General features: G+C 70.2%; 14 protein-coding genes and 1 riboswitch. Of the genes, 8 read left to right on the plus strand and 6 right to left on the minus strand.

What is annotated here, in order from left to right:
• Positions 1 to 11: 11 nt before the first annotated feature.
• Positions 12 to 476, minus strand: a complete 465-nt coding sequence (locus AB0I53_RS26255) for a peroxiredoxin (protein WP_358608124.1) — start codon at positions 474 to 476, stop codon at positions 12 to 14.
• Between the two features lie 127 nt (positions 477 to 603).
• Positions 604 to 1,038, minus strand: coding sequence for a DUF3052 domain-containing protein (locus AB0I53_RS26260; protein ID WP_358608174.1), 435 nt, complete (start codon positions 1,036 to 1,038; stop codon positions 604 to 606).
• Between the two features lie 321 nt (positions 1,039 to 1,359).
• Between AB0I53_RS26260 and aceE the strand changes: the two genes are divergently transcribed.
• On the plus strand, positions 1,360 to 4,098 hold the full coding sequence (aceE, locus tag AB0I53_RS26265; RefSeq protein WP_358608177.1) for a pyruvate dehydrogenase (acetyl-transferring), homodimeric type: 2,739 nt from the start codon (positions 1,360 to 1,362) through the stop codon (positions 4,096 to 4,098).
• Positions 4,099 to 4,164: 66 nt separating this feature from the next.
• On the opposite strand, the gene AB0I53_RS26270 is transcribed toward aceE, so the two are convergent.
• Both AB0I53_RS26270 and AB0I53_RS26275 read right to left on the minus strand, forming a co-directional pair.
• Complete coding sequence (locus tag AB0I53_RS26270) at positions 4,165 to 5,730, minus strand: alkaline phosphatase D family protein (protein WP_358608127.1); 1,566 nt, start codon at positions 5,728 to 5,730, stop codon at positions 4,165 to 4,167.
• Positions 5,731 to 5,859: 129 nt separating this feature from the next.
• The gene (locus AB0I53_RS26275) at positions 5,860 to 6,507 is read right to left on the minus strand and encodes a nicotinamide mononucleotide transporter family protein (protein ID WP_358608130.1); all 648 of its coding nucleotides are present in this window, start codon (positions 6,505 to 6,507) and stop codon (positions 5,860 to 5,862) included.
• Between the two features lie 99 nt (positions 6,508 to 6,606).
• Positions 6,607 to 6,742, minus strand: a riboswitch (FMN riboswitch).
• A gap of 181 nt (positions 6,743 to 6,923) precedes the next feature.
• Here AB0I53_RS26275 and AB0I53_RS26280 point away from each other — a divergent pair.
• Together AB0I53_RS26280 and AB0I53_RS26285 are read left to right on the plus strand one after the other, a co-directional pair.
• On the plus strand, positions 6,924 to 8,105 hold the full coding sequence (locus tag AB0I53_RS26280; RefSeq protein WP_358608132.1) for an MFS transporter: 1,182 nt from the start codon (positions 6,924 to 6,926) through the stop codon (positions 8,103 to 8,105).
• Between the two features lie 101 nt (positions 8,106 to 8,206).
• Positions 8,207 to 8,440, plus strand: a complete 234-nt coding sequence (locus AB0I53_RS26285; RefSeq protein WP_358608135.1) for a DUF3263 domain-containing protein — start codon at positions 8,207 to 8,209, stop codon at positions 8,438 to 8,440.
• A gap of 134 nt (positions 8,441 to 8,574) precedes the next feature.
• Here AB0I53_RS26285 and AB0I53_RS26290 read toward each other — a convergent pair whose 3' ends face one another.
• A complete protein-coding gene (locus AB0I53_RS26290; RefSeq protein ID WP_358608138.1) occupies positions 8,575 to 9,465 on the minus strand; it encodes an N-acetylmuramoyl-L-alanine amidase in 891 nt (296 codons plus the stop codon).
• Between the two features lie 137 nt (positions 9,466 to 9,602).
• Positions 9,603 to 10,346, minus strand: a complete 744-nt coding sequence (locus tag AB0I53_RS26295; protein ID WP_358608141.1) for a hypothetical protein — start codon at positions 10,344 to 10,346, stop codon at positions 9,603 to 9,605.
• Between the two features lie 305 nt (positions 10,347 to 10,651).
• On the opposite strand from AB0I53_RS26295, the gene AB0I53_RS26300 reads away from it, so the two are divergent.
• From AB0I53_RS26300 to AB0I53_RS26320, 5 genes are all read left to right on the plus strand, one after another.
• Positions 10,652 to 11,866, plus strand: a complete 1,215-nt coding sequence (locus AB0I53_RS26300) for a helix-turn-helix domain-containing protein (protein WP_358608144.1) — start codon at positions 10,652 to 10,654, stop codon at positions 11,864 to 11,866.
• A 194-nt stretch (positions 11,867 to 12,060) separates the two neighbouring features.
• Complete coding sequence (locus AB0I53_RS26305; RefSeq protein ID WP_358608147.1) at positions 12,061 to 12,981, plus strand: ACP S-malonyltransferase; 921 nt, start codon at positions 12,061 to 12,063, stop codon at positions 12,979 to 12,981.
• Positions 12,978 to 13,958: a beta-ketoacyl-ACP synthase III gene (locus AB0I53_RS26310; RefSeq protein ID WP_358608150.1), complete on the plus strand. Its 981-nt coding sequence runs from the start codon at positions 12,978 to 12,980 to the stop codon at positions 13,956 to 13,958. The genes AB0I53_RS26305 and AB0I53_RS26310 overlap by 4 nt, the downstream gene beginning before the upstream one ends.
• A 69-nt stretch (positions 13,959 to 14,027) precedes the next feature.
• A complete protein-coding gene (locus tag AB0I53_RS26315; protein ID WP_093273031.1) occupies positions 14,028 to 14,267 on the plus strand; it encodes an acyl carrier protein in 240 nt (79 codons plus the stop codon).
• On the plus strand, positions 14,264 to 15,508 hold the full coding sequence (locus AB0I53_RS26320; RefSeq protein ID WP_358608153.1) for a beta-ketoacyl-[acyl-carrier-protein] synthase family protein: 1,245 nt from the start codon (positions 14,264 to 14,266) through the stop codon (positions 15,506 to 15,508). Before AB0I53_RS26315 ends, AB0I53_RS26320 begins: the two co-directional genes overlap by 4 nt.
• Positions 15,509 to 15,745: the final 237 nt, after the last annotated feature.

Below are 15,745 nucleotides of genomic sequence, written 5' to 3' on the forward strand. Positions count from 1 at the left end.
TTCGCGTTCGATCACGCCTTGAGCTCGGCGAGCGCCTTCTTCCAGACGTCCTGGTCGCGGGCCTCGCCCGGCTGGTTCACCTCGGCGAAGCGGACCTTGCCCTCGGTGTCGATCAGGAACGTGCCGCGGTTGGCCATGCCGGCCGCCTCGTTGAACACGCCGTAGGCCTTGGCGATCTCGCCGTGCGGCCAGAAGTCCGACAGCAGCGGGAAGGTGTAACCCTCCTTCTCCGCCCAAGCCTTGAGAGCGAACGGCGAGTCGACCGACACGCCGAGCACCTGGACGTCGTCGTTCTGGAAGTCACCGAGGTCGTCCCGGACCTGGCACAGCTCGCCCTGGCAGATCCCGCTGAACGCGAACGGGTAGAAGACCAGCAGCACGTTCTTCTTGCCGCGGAAGTCGGCCAGCGAGACCTTTTCCTTGTTGAAGTCCGGCAACGTGAAGTCCGGCGCCTGCGCACCGACCTCGACCGTCATGAGGAATCCTCCTGATCGACGTGACCTTGTCATCGCCGAACCTACACCGACCCGACCGCCGTGGGCACCGATGGCGAGCACCGGTGCCCACGGGGTGGACATGCGCACAGCGACTTTCGACGGCCGATCAGCGCCGGGCTTTTGCCCGGCGGTAGGCCAACCTCGTACCCATCCAGCCCTCTCCGAGGCTGACCTTCCCGGTTTGGGCGAGGTTCGCCGTCGATGCCGCCTCTGAGATGTCGGCCGGCTCGACGTAGCCCTCCCGGCCGGTCTTGGGAGTCAGTACCCAGATGACCCCTTCATCGGACAGTGGCGTCATGGCATCGAGAAGCGTGTCCGTCAGGTCGCCGTCGTCTTCACGCCACCACAGCAGCACGACATCGACCACTTCATCGGCATCTTCGTCGAGGAGTTCGCTCCCGCAACGCTCCTCGATCGCGGCTCGGACGTCGTCATCGACGTCCTCGTCCCAGCCGAACTCCTGGACAACCATCTCCGGCTCGATGTCGAGCCTCTCGGCGACGTCGGCTTCGCCTTTACCGGCGTCTCCCGCGGCGACCACGGTTTGCTCACTCCTCCAATGCACCGGTGCGGCGACCCTTCGACGCCGCACACCTTCCAGATCTGGCGGATAGCGAACACTGCCGACCGCCACCCGCGCAACTGCTGACGACACGACACGCCGTAGCAACGCGTTGGGGTCCGACTCTAGACCGACCGGCACGACATCAACAGCCTGGTTCGCTCTCGACCCGCCGCCGGTGTACGCATCGGCAGCCAAGATGGTGGACCATGAGGGTGTCGGATATCACTGTTCGACACCCTGCCAGGTCCACGACGTAGTCGAGGAGTTCCCTTGTCCCCGCTCAACAACGACACGCCCATGCCCGCGCAGCGGGTGCGGGTCATCCGGGACGGTCTCGCCTCCCACCTTCCGGACATCGATCCGCAGGAGACCGAGGAGTGGTTGCAGTCCTTCGACTCGGTGCTGTCGGCCAACGGGCAGCAGCGCGCCCGCTACCTGATGCTGCGGCTGCTCCAGCGCGCCCGCGAATCCGGTGTCGGTGTCCCCTCGCTGACCAGCACGGACTACGTCAACACCATTCCCACCGAGCAGGAGCCGTGGTTCCCCGGCGACGAGGAGACCGAACGCCGCTACCGGGCCTGGATGCGGTGGAACGCCGCGATGATGGTGCACCGCGCGCAGCGGCCGGGCATCGGTGTCGGCGGCCACATCTCGTCCTTCGCATCCTCCGCCAGCCTCTACGAGGTCGGCTTCAACTGGTTCTTCCGCGGCAAAGACCACCCGGGTGGTGGTGATCACCTTTACATCCAGGGCCACGCCTCCCCCGGCATCTACGCCCGCGCGTTCCTGGAGGGCCGGTTGCCCGCCGATCGGCTCGACGGGTTCCGCCAGGAGTACTCGCACGCCGGACCCGGCGGCGGCCTGCCGTCCTACCCGCACCCGCGGCTGATGCCGGACTTCTGGGAGTTCCCCACGGTGTCCATGGGGCTGGGGCCGATGAACGCGATCTACCAGGCGCGTTTCGACCGCTACCTGCACGACCGCGGCATCAAGGACACCAGCCGGCAGCGCGTGTGGGCGTTCCTCGGCGACGGCGAGATGAACGAGCCGGAGTCGCGCGGATTGCTGCACGTCGCGGCCAACGAGGGGCTGGACAACCTCACCTTCGTGATCAACTGCAACCTGCAGCAGCTCGACGGGCCGGTCCGCGGCAATGGCAAGATCATCCAGGAGCTGGAGGCGTTCTTCCGCGGCGCGGGCTGGAACGTGATCAAGGTGGTCTGGGGCCGCGAGTGGGACGGGCTGCTGCACGCCGACCGCGACGGCGCCCTGGTGAACCTGATGAACACCACCCCGGACGGTGACTACCAGACCTACAAGGCCAACGACGGGGCGTTCGTCCGGGAGCACTTCTTCGGCCGCGACCCGCGCACCAAGGAGATGGTCAAGCACCTCACCGACGATCAGATCTGGGGCCTGCGCCGCGGCGGCCACGACTACCGCAAGGTCTACGCGGCCTACAAGGCGGCCACCGAGCACCACGGCCAGCCGACCGTGATCCTCGCCAAGACGATCAAGGGTTACGGCCTCGGCCCGCACTTCGAGGGCCGCAACGCCACCCACCAGATGAAGAAGCTGACGCTGGACGACCTGAAGCTGTTCCGGGACAGCCTCCGGATCCCGATCAGCGACGAGGACCTCGACCCCTACCTGCCGCCGTACTACCACCCCGGGCAGGACTCGCCGGAGATCCAGTACCTGCAGGACCGGCGCCGGCAGCTGGGCGGCTACCTGCCGGAGCGGCGGGTGAAGGCCAAGCCGCTGGTACTGCCCGGCGACAAGGTCTACGAGGTGGTCCGGCGCGGCTCCGGCAAGCAGGAGGTCGCCACCACGATGGCGTTCGTCCGGCTGCTCAAGGACCTCGCCAAGGATCCCGAGATCGGGCCGCGGATCGTGCCGATCATCCCGGACGAGGCCCGCACGTTCGGCATGGACTCGATGTTCCCGTCGCAGAAGATCTACAACCCGCTGGGCCAGCTCTACACGCCGGTGGACTACCAGCTGATGCTGGCCTACCGGGAGAGCCAACAGGGCCAGATCCTGCACGAGGGCATCAACGAGGCCGGCTCGACCTCGTCGTTCACCGCGGCGGGCTCCAGCTACGCCACGCACGGCGAGCCGATGATCCCGGTCTACGTCTTCTACTCGATGTTCGGCTTCCAGCGCACCGGCGACAGCTTCTGGGCGGCGGCCGACCAGATGGCGCGCGGGTTCGTGCTCGGCGCCACCGCCGGGCGGACCACGCTGACCGGTGAGGGCCTGCAGCACGCCGACGGCCACTCGCAGCTGATCGCCGCGACGAACCCCGCGGTGATCGCCTACGACCCGGCGTGGTCGTTCGAGGTGGCGCACATCGTCAAGGACGGCCTGCGGCGGATGTTCGGCGAGGACGCCGAGGACGTCTTCTACTACCTGACGATCTACAACGAGCCGTACCAGCAGCCGGCCGAGCCGGCCGACCTGGACGTCGACGGACTGCTGCGCGGCCTGTACCGGTACCAGGCCGCGCCGGGCGGCGCCGGGCCGCGGGCGCAGATCCTCTCGTCGGGCGTGATCATGCCGCTGGCGCTGAAGGCGCAGCAGATGCTGGCCGAGGAGTGGGGCGTGCAGGCCGACGTGTGGTCGGCGACGTCCTGGTCGCAGCTGCGGCGCGAGGCGGAGGCCGCCGACCGGCACAACCTGCTGCACCCGGAGGCCGAGCCGCAGGTGCCGCACGTGACCCGGGCGCTGTCGCAGGCCGCCGGCCCGGTGGTCGCGGTCAGCGACTGGATGCGCGCGGTGCCGGACCTGATCCGGCCGTGGGTGCCCGGCGACATGATCAGCCTCGGCGCCGACGGGTTCGGGTTCTCCGACACCAGGCCGGCCGCGCGACGGGTGTTCCTGGTGGACGCGGAGTCCACGGTGGTCGCGACGCTGGCCGCGCTGGCCCGCACCGGTCAGGTGGACAAGTCCAAGGTGGTCGAGGCGACCCGGCGCTACCGGCTGGACGACGTCCAGGCCGCGGGGCCGCAGACCTCCGATCCAGGCGTCGCCTGATCGGGACGTGACCGGCGCGGGGCGCTCGCCAGGTGGCGGGCGCCCCGCGGCTCGTCGGACGCGGGGTCAGACCGCGTGCAGACCTGGGTCGCGGTCCTGGGTGACGAAGCTGGCCGCCGTCGTCGCCGGGGCGCCGGACTTGGAGACGTAGGGCAGCACCCGGTAGTCGGCGCGGACCTGGTTCGGCGTGATCCGGGTTCGCACGTAGCCGCGGCGGGCGCTGTAGAAGTGCACGTGCTCGTTGGCGGCCTTGATCTTGTCGCCGCCCTCGTTCGTCTCCGCGCCGTCCCGGCCGGAGGTGATCGAAGTGGTGGTGAGTTCCACGGCGACGTTGCGCGAGTCCGGGTCGTCGAAGTCGGCCTTGATGTCGGCGGCCCAGTGCGAGTGCACGTCGCCGGTCAGCACCACGACGTTGCGGGCGGCGTCGAAACCCGCCTTGACCCGCTGGCGCGACGCCTGGTAGCCGTCCCAGGCGTCCATCGGCAGCACCTTCGCCGGGCCCGGATCGTGGTCCATCTGGGCGAACCAGACCTGCTGGCCGAGCACGTCCCATCGAGCCCGGGATTCGCGCAGCCCGTCCAGCAGCCACCCCTCCTGGTCGATTCCGGTGATGGTGCGCCGGGGCACGTGCAGGTCCGGGCCGTCCGGCTTGTTGCCGTCGCCGTACGCCTGGTCGTCGCGGTACTGGCGGGTGTCGAGCATGTGGAAGTTCGCCAGCGAACCCCAGGCGCGACGCCGGTAGAGCTGCATGTTGATGCCGTTGGGCATCGACTCCCACCGCAGCGGCATGTTCTCGTAGTAGGCCTGCAGGGCGTCGCGGCGCCGCTGGAGGAACGCCTGCCCCTGCGTCTCGGACTTCGCCTCCGGGATCTCGTCGGCCCAGTTGTTCTCCACCTCGTGGTCGTCGAAGACGACCAGCCAGGGGGCCACCGAGTGCGCGAGCTGGAGATCCGGGTCGGTCTTGTACTGGGCGTGCCGCTGCCGGTAGTTGGCCAGCGTGACCGTCTCCGGGCCGTGCACCTCGCGCACGTCCTTGCTCGGGTTGCCGGCGTATTCGTACTGGTAGTCGCCCAGGTGCAGGATCAGGCCCGGCTCGTCCTCGGCCATCCGGCGGTAGGCGGTGAAGAAGCCTTCGCCGTAGTGCGCGCAGGAGGCGAAGCACATGGTCAGATCGCCGAGCGCGCCCGGCGCCGGGGCGGTGCGAGTGCGGCCGACCGGCGAGAGCTCGCCCCGTGCGCGGAACCGGTAGAAGTACTCCGTCCCGGGCCGCAGGCCGTTGGCCTCGACGTGCACGCTGTGCGCCGACCGCGGCACCGCGTCGACGTGCCCGTGCTGCACGACGTGCCTGAACCGCTCGTCGGTGGCGACCTCCCAGTCGACCTTGATCTCCTTGTCCGGCATCCCACCGAGACCGTCCTCGGCGAGCGGCTCACGAGCCAGCCGCGTCCAAAGCACCACGCCGTGCGGCAGCGGCTCGCCGGAGGCGACGCCGAGGGTGAACAACTCGCCGGGCCGGGTCGGCCTTCCGACACCGCGAAGCTCCGCCGCCGAGGCCGGGAGGGCGGGAGCAGCGGCGGCGAGCACGGCCCCGCCCACCAGGACCGATCGACGGGACAACGGATTTCCGGACACCTGAGCTCCTCACCACGGGCGTTGATCGGCATGATCTTCGCCCGGGTGACCGAACGGCGGAGCGCTCGAAAATGGCCGCCTCGTGAACAGGCCGTGCCGATGCCCGCACGGGTGACCGAAGGTCAGCGGTCAGCTCCCGACCGCAGCGCTCTCCCGGGTGCGCTGGACGCGTGCCGTGCGGTTCCAGCTCCACCAGCCATGGATCACCAGCGCCGCGAAGACCACGTAGATCGCCGCGCTGAAGTACAGGCCGGAGGCGATCTGCAGCGGCACGCCGACCGCGTCGACGGCCAGCCAGACCAGCCAGAACTCGACGAGGCCGCGGCCCTGCGCCCAGAACGCGACCAGGGTGCCGATGAAGATCCAGGAGTCCGGCCACGGGGCCCACGAGGCGTCCAACGCGGACAGCAGCAGCGCGAATGCGGTGGTGCCCAGCGCCAGCGCGGCGACAAGTGCGAGCCGTTCCACGGCGCTGGCCTTGCGCACCACGACGCCGTAAACCGGGTCGCTGCGCCGGTTCCAGGCCCACCAGCCGTAGAACGAGATCAGCAGGATCATGACCTGCCGGATGGCCAGCCCGCCCAGGTGGGCGGAGGCGTAGACGGCGAACAGCAGCACCGTCGCGGACACCTGCACCGGCCAGGTCGCGAGGGTTCTGCGTTGCGCGAGGAAGACGACTGCGAGCGCGCACAGCTGCCCGACCAGTTCCGCCCAGGAGATCTTCTGGCCCAGCACGGTGAACCCGTTGTCGAGCACCCATTCCGCGATTGCCTGCACGCCCGCTCCTCCCACCGGATGCGAACGCACCGGGGGTACACGCGGGAAGCCGACGTCGACGACCGCCGGCCTGACACGCCGACGGCCGACTGCGGCCGCCCGTGCGCTGCCTCTCATCCGGACTTTCACCGTCGGTCCCGGAATTCCACCGGATCGGCCGACGCCTCCGCGTGGAGGCGCCGGTTCGCGGACTTTCACCGCCGGTTCGGATTTTCACCGACCCCGGAGCGCACGACTTCGTTCGATCTGCTCAACATCGTGCGCCCGGAGATCTGTTCCGCACCCGATACGTGGGTTGGATCACAGGATTGATCCAACCTGGCCCGCCGGAAATCCGGTTGCGCCCTGGCCCTCGCACCGACGATCGTTGCGCGAGTGACAGCGCCTCCCGGCCATCTGGAAGCAGTCCCGCCGGCATGAGTCGGCCGCTCGTCCTGCTGTTGGCGCTGACCTGCGGCGTGGCCGTGGGCAACATCTACTTCCCGCAGGCGATCAGCCCGCTGATCGCCCGCGGCCTGCACGTGTCGCCGGAATCGGCCGCGCTGGCGGTGACCGCGGCGCAGTTGGGCTACGCGTTCGGGATCTTCCTGCTGGTTCCGCTCGGCGACCGGCTCCCGCACCGCCCGTTGATCGTCGCCCTGCTCGGGCTCACCGGGCTGGGCCTGCTCGCCGCCGGCAGCGCGGCCGCGCTGCCACCCCTGGTCGGCGCGAGCGTTCTCGTGGGCGTGACGACCGTGATCGCGCCCATTCTCGCTCCCATGGCGGCCGGGCTGGTGGCCGACGATCGGCGCGGGGCGGTCACCGGCGTGCTGCTGAGCGGCTCGATCGGCGGGATGCTGCTGGCCCGTGCGTTCGGCGGAACCACCGGGGAATGGCTGGGCTGGCGAGCGCCCTACGTGGCGGCCGGGGCACTCGCACTGCTTGCCGCTACTGCCTTGGCCTTTTCACTGCCGACGACGGTCCCGTCATCCCGGCAGCGGTATCCGGCACTGCTGGCCGAGTCGCTGAAACTGCTGCGCACCGAGCCCGAGCTACGCCGCTCCTGCTTCTACCAGGCGACGATCTTCGCCGGTTTCACCGCCGTCTGGACCGGCGTCGCGCTGCTGCTGACAGGCCCGGTGTACGGCCTTGGCACGTCGGCTGTCGGGGCGCTCGCCCTGGTCGGCGCGGCGACCATGATCTGCACGCCGCTGGCCGGACGGCAGGCGGACCGCCGTGGGCCCGATCCGGTCAACCTCGTCTGCATCCTCGGCGTGCTCGCATCCGCCGCCGTCCTCGCGGTCGGCAGCCTCGGCGGAGCGCTCGGCCTGGCGGCCCTGGTGATCGGCACGCTGCTCCTCGACGTCGCGATGCAGTCCGGCATGGTCGCCAACCAGGTGCGGATCTTCGCGCTGCGCCCCGAGGTGCGCGGCAGGCTCAACGCGGCCTACATGACGTGCGCGTTCCTCGGCGGCAGCCTCGGTTCCTGGCTCGGGGTGCGCACCTACTCCCAACTCGGGTGGCCGGGCGTCTCGGTGCTCTTGGCGCTGCTGGCGGGGCTTGCGCTGGCCCGGCACCTGATCCACCTGCGACGCGCCGTCGCCGCGCGTTTGCCGTGAGTGACAACGGAATTCTCGCGCGTCGAACCGGGATGGCCGATCGAACACGCGTGCCCCGGCCGTTAGACTCGATCGACAGAAACTCGAAGGAGGCACGCCGGATGAACGACACCGATCGCGCCATCCTCGCCTTCGAGCTGGAGCACTGGCACTACCAGGGCAACAAGGAACGGGTCATCCAGGAGCGCTTCGGCTTCTCCCCGAACCGCTACTACCAGCGGCTGAACCGCCTGCTGGACGAACCCGAGGCGCTCCAGCAGCAGCCGGCCCTGGTCAAACGCCTCCAGAACCGCCGCGACCAGCGGGCCCAGCACCGCGCCGCAAGGCGCGGCTGAACTCCGCCGCCCGGCCGGATTCGCGACACCGCCGCCCGAAACCTCCTGCTGCAGCTCCGTTTTCGCTGGTCAGGTCTCGTGAGCACGTTGGAGTGCGATGGCGCTCCAAAGTGCTCACGAGGGTTGACCAGGTGCTACGCCTGGGGGCGCTGGGCGTACTGCTCGGGTGTGGGCTGGCGGCCTTGCTGGATTCGCACCAGTTCCGCCAGCAGTGGCGCCGCCTGGTCCGGCGGCAGCGCCTGGAACGCCGCCTTGATCGCTTCCGCGTCGGGGCCCGCCCCTTGCGCCGGAACGGCCGGGGCCTGCTGCTTCGCCACCACCTCGTTGACGAGGTCGACGAGCATCGCGACGATCGTGCGCGGGCCGACCTCGGTCTGCCAGCCCTGGATCTCGCCCTTCGGCCCGCGCGGGCCGAGCAGCTCGTGTTCCAGGCGTCGCAGAATCGCGTCCTGCTCCGGAGTCATCACGTCCTCCCCATCCTTGTTCCCGAGTTCGGCGCGGAACTGGTCCATGTCGACGTGACCTGGGTCGATCTTGCCGGTGACGCTGGTCTCCTTGTGGCCGCGCGCGGCGTCCATCGGGCGCCCGAGGTGGTTGAGCGCCGCGGTGGTCGCCTTGAGCGCCGCCCGGTACTGCTCGGGGCTGGGCCCTTGGTCGACGCCCTGGTAGTCCCATTCGAACCCGACGTAGAGGGTGTTGCCGTCGCCCTCCGGGTTCGGCCCGGAGGCCTTCGCTTTGCCGGCGTGGTTGGCCCGCCCGGCGGCGATCATGTGCACGACCCCGTCGAAGCCGATCACCGCGTGGCACAGCGGTCCCGCCAGGTCGGGGCGGCCGTCGATGCACAGCTGCACGCTCGGCGCGGGGTTTTCGTACGACGCGGGGGTCGCGGTGTGGTGTTCCAGCACGCCGACCGGCGCGGGCTGCGGCCCCGACGTGGCGCTCCGGTCCCGCCAGCCATCGGTTTCGACCACCGTCAGCCCGGCCGCGCGCAACACGTCCGCGAGCCAGACGAGAGGCAAAGCCACTACTGATCACCCTCCCGGCTTGATCCGTTCCTTCATGGTGTCGCGATCGCGCTCAGGCGACCACGGCCAAGTGCGTGAAAAAGGCCGGGACCCACCCACCGGGTGAGTCCCGACCTTCGGTCAGGCGCGGCGAGCGGTCACGCGTGGCCGCTCACGCCCGCGTCGCCGGTGGTCTCCGGCTTCGCACCGTTCTTGCCTGGGGCCGCCGGGCCGGTGGAGCCGGCGGAGAACTGGGCCTCGGCGCTGTCCAGCCACCGGCCCCAGCGCTGCTGCATCGGCTTGATCAGGCCGCCGCCGACGCCGACGATGATCACCCCGGCCAGCGCGGCCAGCGCCGCGACCAGCACCGGAGTGGTGACGGTGAGGGCGATGCCGAGCTGGTTGAGCGCGGCGATCACGCCGAGCGCGACGATGAACCCGAAGGCGATCTTGGCCAGCACCGGCCCGAGCGGGCGGTTGCCCAGCGCGCCGCGGATCAGGTCGCCGACGGCCCGGCCGATCGCCGCGGCCACCAGCACCAGCACGATCGCCACCACGATCCGCGGCAGGAACAGCACCACGGTGTCGATCAGGTCTTTGATCGCGTTCGGCCCGAAAACGCCGAGCGCCAGCTGCACGAAAATGAGCAGGATGAAGTAGTAGACCAGTTTCACCAGCAGGCCGGCGATGTCGATGTTCGATTTCGACGTCATTTCGCCGAGCCCGGACTTCGCCAGCAGCCGGTTGAAACCGAGACGGGCGAACACGATCTGGATCGCCTTGGCGACCGCCTTCGCGATCAGCCAGCCGACCAGCACGATGATTAGGAATACGATCAGTTTCGGGACGAAGGTCGCGATTGCGACCCATGCCTCTGCGAGTCCCTGCTGGAGAGCTCCCACTTGATTTCTCCTCGACGAAACAAAACCCGATTCGCGTGTGCCGGAGATCGTTTCCTGCGAGGGCTTTACCAGCAACCGCGACAGGCCCCTCGAAAGGGCGATTCATTTCCCTCGATCAGGTCGATGCCGACGCGGGTGGCCGCCCCGACCGTGGGATCGACCATCCGCGACGATCCCACGGCATCCCGAGCCTCGGCGGTACCGGAACGCCGTCTTCCCGGGTCGAGCGCCGGCGCGTTGTGAGCCGGCCCGCACGGTCGGCCGCTGCCCGCCGGGACTGATCGGCGGCGTGCGATTCTGGAGGCATGAGTACCGAACGCGCAGGTGAGCGGGATACCGGTACGCAGCGTCAGCTCTCCGCTGCCACACTCCGCCGCCTCGAACGGGGCACCGGCGGGCTGGCCAGCGCCAGCGTCAGCGCGATGGAACAACGGCTGCCGTGGTTCCGTCGGTTGCCCGCCGACCAGCGGGCGAGCGTGCTCCTGGTGACCCAGACCGGCGCCACCAACTTCGTGGCGTGGCTGCAGGACCCGACCGAGGCGATCCGGCTGACCGCCGAGGCCTTCCGCACCGCGCCCCGGGACCTGTCCCGGTGGGTCAGCCTGCGGCAGACCCTGGAGCTGGTCCGGGTGGCGATCGACGTGCTCGAGCAGCAGCTGCCGGAGCTGGCCGTCGAGGAGCACGAGCGCATCCTGCTGACCGAGTCGATCCTGCGCTACACGCGGGAGATCTCCTTCGCGGCCGCCACCTCGTACGCTGCGGCGGCGGAGGCCCGCGGCGCGTGGGACGCGCGGCTGGAAGCGCTGGTGGTCGACGGCATCGTGCGTGGCGACGCCGAGGAGTCACTGCTCTCCCGCGCCGCCGCGCTCGGCTGGGAGCCCTCGTCGGAGGCGACGGTGCTGGTCGGCAACGCCCCGTCCGACGACCCGCCGACCATCGTCTACCAGGTGCGCAGCCGCGCGGCCCGGGTCGGCTGCCCGGTGCTGCTCGGCGTGCAGGGCACCCGGCTGGTGGTGGTCTTCGGCGGGCCGGGCGACGCGCGCGCCAACGAGGATGCGGCCAAGCGGCTGTCCGAGGCGTTCGACGAAGGGCCGGTCGTGGTCGGGCCGACCGTGCCGAGCCTGGCCGAGGCCCACCGATCGGCCGGCGATGCGATGTCCGCGCTGCGGGCCGTGGTGGCGTGGCCGACCGCGCCGCGCCCGGTGCCCTCCGGCGACCTGCTGCCGGAGCGGGCGCTCGCCGGCGACCCCGAGGCCGAGCGGCAGCTGGTCGAGCGGATCGTGCTGCCTCTGGTGGACGCCGGCGGCGCTCTGATGGAGACCGTCGACACCTACCTGGAGGTCGGCGGCGTGCTGGAGAACTGCGCGCGGCAGCTGTACGTGCATCCCAACACCGTCCGGTACCGACTGCGTCGAGTGGCGGAACTCACCGGCCACACGCCGTCCAACGCCCGCGACGCCCACGTCCTGCGCGTCGGCCTCGCGGTGGGCCGACTGGCCAAGTCCCGCGGCCTGTGGTGACGCGGTGATCACGCGCCGCAACAGGGCTTTACCGGGTTCACCGATCAGTCACCAACCGGACACAGCCGACAACAATTCGACCCCAGGCAGGGGTCCCTCACCTCCCCACTTGTAGACACTCCACAATTTTGCGGTCCGGACTTCGTCTCTGTCGACATCACGTCGATCGCACCCGGGCGTGTTCAGTAGCAAGAGTGATCGCGCTTCTAGCCCCCGGACAGGGGTCGCAGACCCCAGGGATGTTCAACCCGTGGCTCGAACTGGACGGCGTCGCCGAACGCATCGCCGCCTGGTCCGAGTCGACCGGCCTTGACCTGCTCCGCCTCGGCACCACCGCCGAAGCGGACGAGATCAAGGACACCGCGGTCACCCAGCCGCTGGTGGTGGCGCTGTCGCTGATCGCCGCGGACGAGCTGCGCCGCCGGGTGACGGTTCCGGCGGACACGCCGGTCGCCGGGCATTCCGTCGGCGAGCTGGCCGCCGCCGCCATCGCCGGCGCCCTGACCTTCGACGACGCGGTCGCGCTGGCCGCCGTGCGCGGCCGGGAGATGGCCGCCGCCTGCGCGCTGGAGCCGACCAGCATGTCCGCCGTGCTCGGTGGCGAGGCGGACGACGTGGTCGCCCACCTCGAACGGCTCGGCCTGGACCCTGCCAACCGCAACGGCGCGGGCCAGATCGTCGCCGCCGGGCGGGTGCCCGCCCTCGAAGAGCTCGCCGCCGAACCGCCGGCCGGTGCCCGGGTGCGGCCGCTGCCGGTGGCCGGCGCCTTCCACACCCGCTTCATGGCGCCCGCGCAGGAAAGCCTGGCCCAGCACGCGGAGAAGGTGACCGCCACCGACGCCGCGCTGCCGCTGCTGTCCAACGCCGACGGCGCGGTCGTCACCGACGCCGCCGAGATCGTGGGCCGCCTCGTCTCGCAGGTGACCAGCCCGGTGCGCTGGGACAGCTGCATGGCGGCGCTGGCCGACCGCGGTGTCGAGGCCGTGGTGGAGTTCCCGCCCGCCGGCACCCTCAGCGGCCTGGTGCGCCGCGAACTCAAGGGCGTCAAGGCCGTCGCTCTTAAGACCCCTGCCGACCTGGACAAGGTCGCCGACCTGCTCGGGAGCGACGCGTGACGCGACCCCGCCTTGCCCAGAACCCCACTCCGGCCGGCACCAAGCTGCTCGGCTTCGGCAGCACGCAGGGCAACCGGATCGTCACCAACGACGACCTGGCCAAGGTCGTCGACACCAACGACGAGTGGATCCGGCAGCGCGTCGGCATCATCCACCGCCGCCTCGGTGACGAGGACCAGTCCGTGGTCAACATGGCCGTCGAGGCCGGTGCCAAGGCGATCGCCGACGCGGGCCTTGCACCGTCCGATGTGGACCAGGTGATCGTCGCCACGTGCACCATGCAGGGCGGCATCCCGAACGCCGCGGCCCAGGTCGCCGACCAGATCGGCATCAAGGCCAAGAGCGCCTACGACCTCAACGCCGCGTGCGCCGGGTTCGTCTACGCGCTGTCCGCCGCCTCGGACGCCGTGCGCGCCGGATCTGCCCGCAACGTGCTGGTGATCGGCTCGGAGCGGTTCCAGGAATGGCTGGACTGGGAAGACCGGGCGAACTGCATCATCTTCGCCGACGGCGCCGGTGCCGCGGTGGTCGGTCCGGCCGAGGAGACGGAGCTCGGCCCGGGCGTGCTGGGCAGCGCCGGCGACCTGGTGGACACCATATATCTGCGCGACAACAAGTACATCTACCAGGAGGGCCAGTCGGTCTTCCGGTGGGCGACCACGCAGATCGCCCCGGTGGCGGCCCAAGCGGTCGAGGCGGCCGGACTCCAGCTGTCCGATGTGGACATCCTGGTGCCGCACCAGGCGAACCTGCGGATCGTCGAGGCGATCGGCAAGAAGCTGAAGTCGCAGGGTGCCCGTGACGACCTCGTGGTCGCGCGTGACATCGTCTATTCCGGCAACACGTCGTCGGCGTCCATCCCGCTGGCCATCGACCACATGCGGGCGGCGGGGGAGATCCCCAGCGGTGCCGTGATGCTGCTCGTGGGCTTCGGAGCCGGGCTGTCGTACGCGGCCCAGGTCGCCATCTGCCCCTGAGTCCCCCCAAAAACTGCCGCAGGTCACCGGCCCGCGGTGCGAAACGCAAGAACCAGGAAGGAACTACCCGTGTCGAACGAGGAAATCACCACCGGTCTCGCCGCCATCGTCGAGGAGGTCGCCGGTGTCGACGCCGCCGACGTGACCGTCGACAAGTCCTTCGTCGACGACCTGGACATCGACTCGCTGTCCATGGTGGAGATCGCCGTGCAGGCGGAGGACAAGTTCGGGGTCAAGATCCCGGACGACGAGCTGGCCAACCTCAAGACCGTCGGTGATGCGGTGGACTACATCACGAAGAACGCATGACCACGGATGTCGTGATCACCGGGCTGGGCGCGACGACACCGCTTGGCGGTGACATCGCGTCCACCTGGGACGGATTCGTCAACGGCGCCAGCGGCGTCCGGCGGCTGGAAGCCGAGTGGGTGGACCGGCTCGAACTCCCGGCCAAGATCGGCGCACCGCTACTGGTCGACCCGAGCGAGGTGCTGCCCCGCGTGCAGCTGCGGCGCATGGACCGCTGCGAGGCGATCGCCGTGATCGCCGCCCGCGAGGCCTGGGCCGACGCCGGGTTCGAGCTGCCCACCGACGACAACGAGCCGGTCGACCCTGACCGGCTGGGCGTGTCGCTGGGCACCGGCATCGGCGGACCGGTCACGCTGCTGCAGCAGAACGAGCTGCTGCAGGAGCACGGGCTGCGCAAGGTTTCGCCGCTGACCGTGCCGATGCTGATGCCCAACGGCCCGGCCGCGATGGTCAGCCTGGACGTGCGGGCCCGCGCCGGGGTGCACTCCCCCGCGTCGGCCTGCGCCTCGGGCGCCGAGGGCCTGGCCAAGGGCTTCGAGATGATCCAGCAGGGGCATGCCGACGTGGTGGTGGCCGGTGGTGCGGAGGCCTGCATCCACCCGATCACCATCGCCGGTTTCGCCCAGGCCCGGACCCTGAGCACCCGCAACGACGACCCGGAGCGGGCCTCCCGCCCGTTCGACGTCGACCGCGACGGGTTCGTGATGGGCGAGGGCGCCGGCGTGGTCGTCCTGGAGAACGCGGAGCACGCCAAGGCGCGCGGCGCGCGGATCTACGGCCGGCTGGTGGGCGTGGGCATCACCTCCGACGCCTACCACATCACCGGTAGTCCGCCGGACGGCCGCGGCCAGGTCGCCGCGATGCGCAAGGCGCTGCAGACCGCGGGCCTGCAGCCGTCGGACATCGGGCACGTCAACGCGCACGCGACGTCCACCGTGGTCGGTGACATCGGCGAGGCGAACTCGGTGCGCAAGGCGATCGGCGAAGGCGCGGTGGTCACCGCTCCGAAGGGGTCGCTGGGGCACCTGGTCGGCGGGGCCGGTGCGGTGGAGAGCATCCTGACGATCCTCTCCCTGCAGCACGGCATCATCCCGGCGACCCAGAACCTGGAAACGATCGATCCGAAGATCGAGATCGACGTGGTGGCCGACAAGCCGCGGCACGTCGAGCAGACCGCAGCGATCAACAACGCCTTCGGCTTCGGTGGGCACAACGTCGCGCTCGCCTTCGCCAGGGCATGACCGTCCGCGCACGGGACGGGCTGGGCGTCCACTCAGCCCGTCCTTTAGCGCCCTGGGGTACGACAGCCGCACACGGTCGGCCGCCGTCAGCGGCGCCAATCCCGCCCACTGCGGCCTTCCAAACACCGAACTTCCGGAGGATCCGATGACCGCAGTGGCCACCCGGCCGGAAACCGAGCAGGCGCAACGGGATCCGCGCGACCCCGACGTGCGGCTGGAGCAGCTGCTCGACCCGGA

The organism is Saccharopolyspora sp. NPDC050389, assembly GCF_040655595.1.
Lineage (GTDB): Bacteria > Actinomycetota > Actinomycetes > Mycobacteriales > Pseudonocardiaceae > Saccharopolyspora.

Bases quoted from the DNA above. Each gene is read 5' to 3' on its own strand.
- AB0I53_RS26280 (WP_358608132.1), top strand. From the start codon at position 6,924: ATGAGTCGGCCGCTCGTCCTGCTGTTGGCGCTGACCTGCGGCGTGGCC.
- AB0I53_RS26255 (WP_358608124.1), bottom strand. From the start codon at position 476: ATGACGGTCGAGGTCGGTGCGCAGGCGCCGGACTTCACGTTGCCGGAC.
- aceE (WP_358608177.1), top strand. From the start codon at position 1,360: ATGCCCGCGCAGCGGGTGCGGGTCATCCGGGACGGTCTCGCCTCCCAC.
- AB0I53_RS26320 (WP_358608153.1), top strand. From the start codon at position 14,264: ATGACCACGGATGTCGTGATCACCGGGCTGGGCGCGACGACACCGCTT.
- AB0I53_RS26285 (WP_358608135.1), top strand. From the start codon at position 8,207: ATGAACGACACCGATCGCGCCATCCTCGCCTTCGAGCTGGAGCACTGG.
- AB0I53_RS26300 (WP_358608144.1), top strand. From the start codon at position 10,652: ATGAGTACCGAACGCGCAGGTGAGCGGGATACCGGTACGCAGCGTCAG.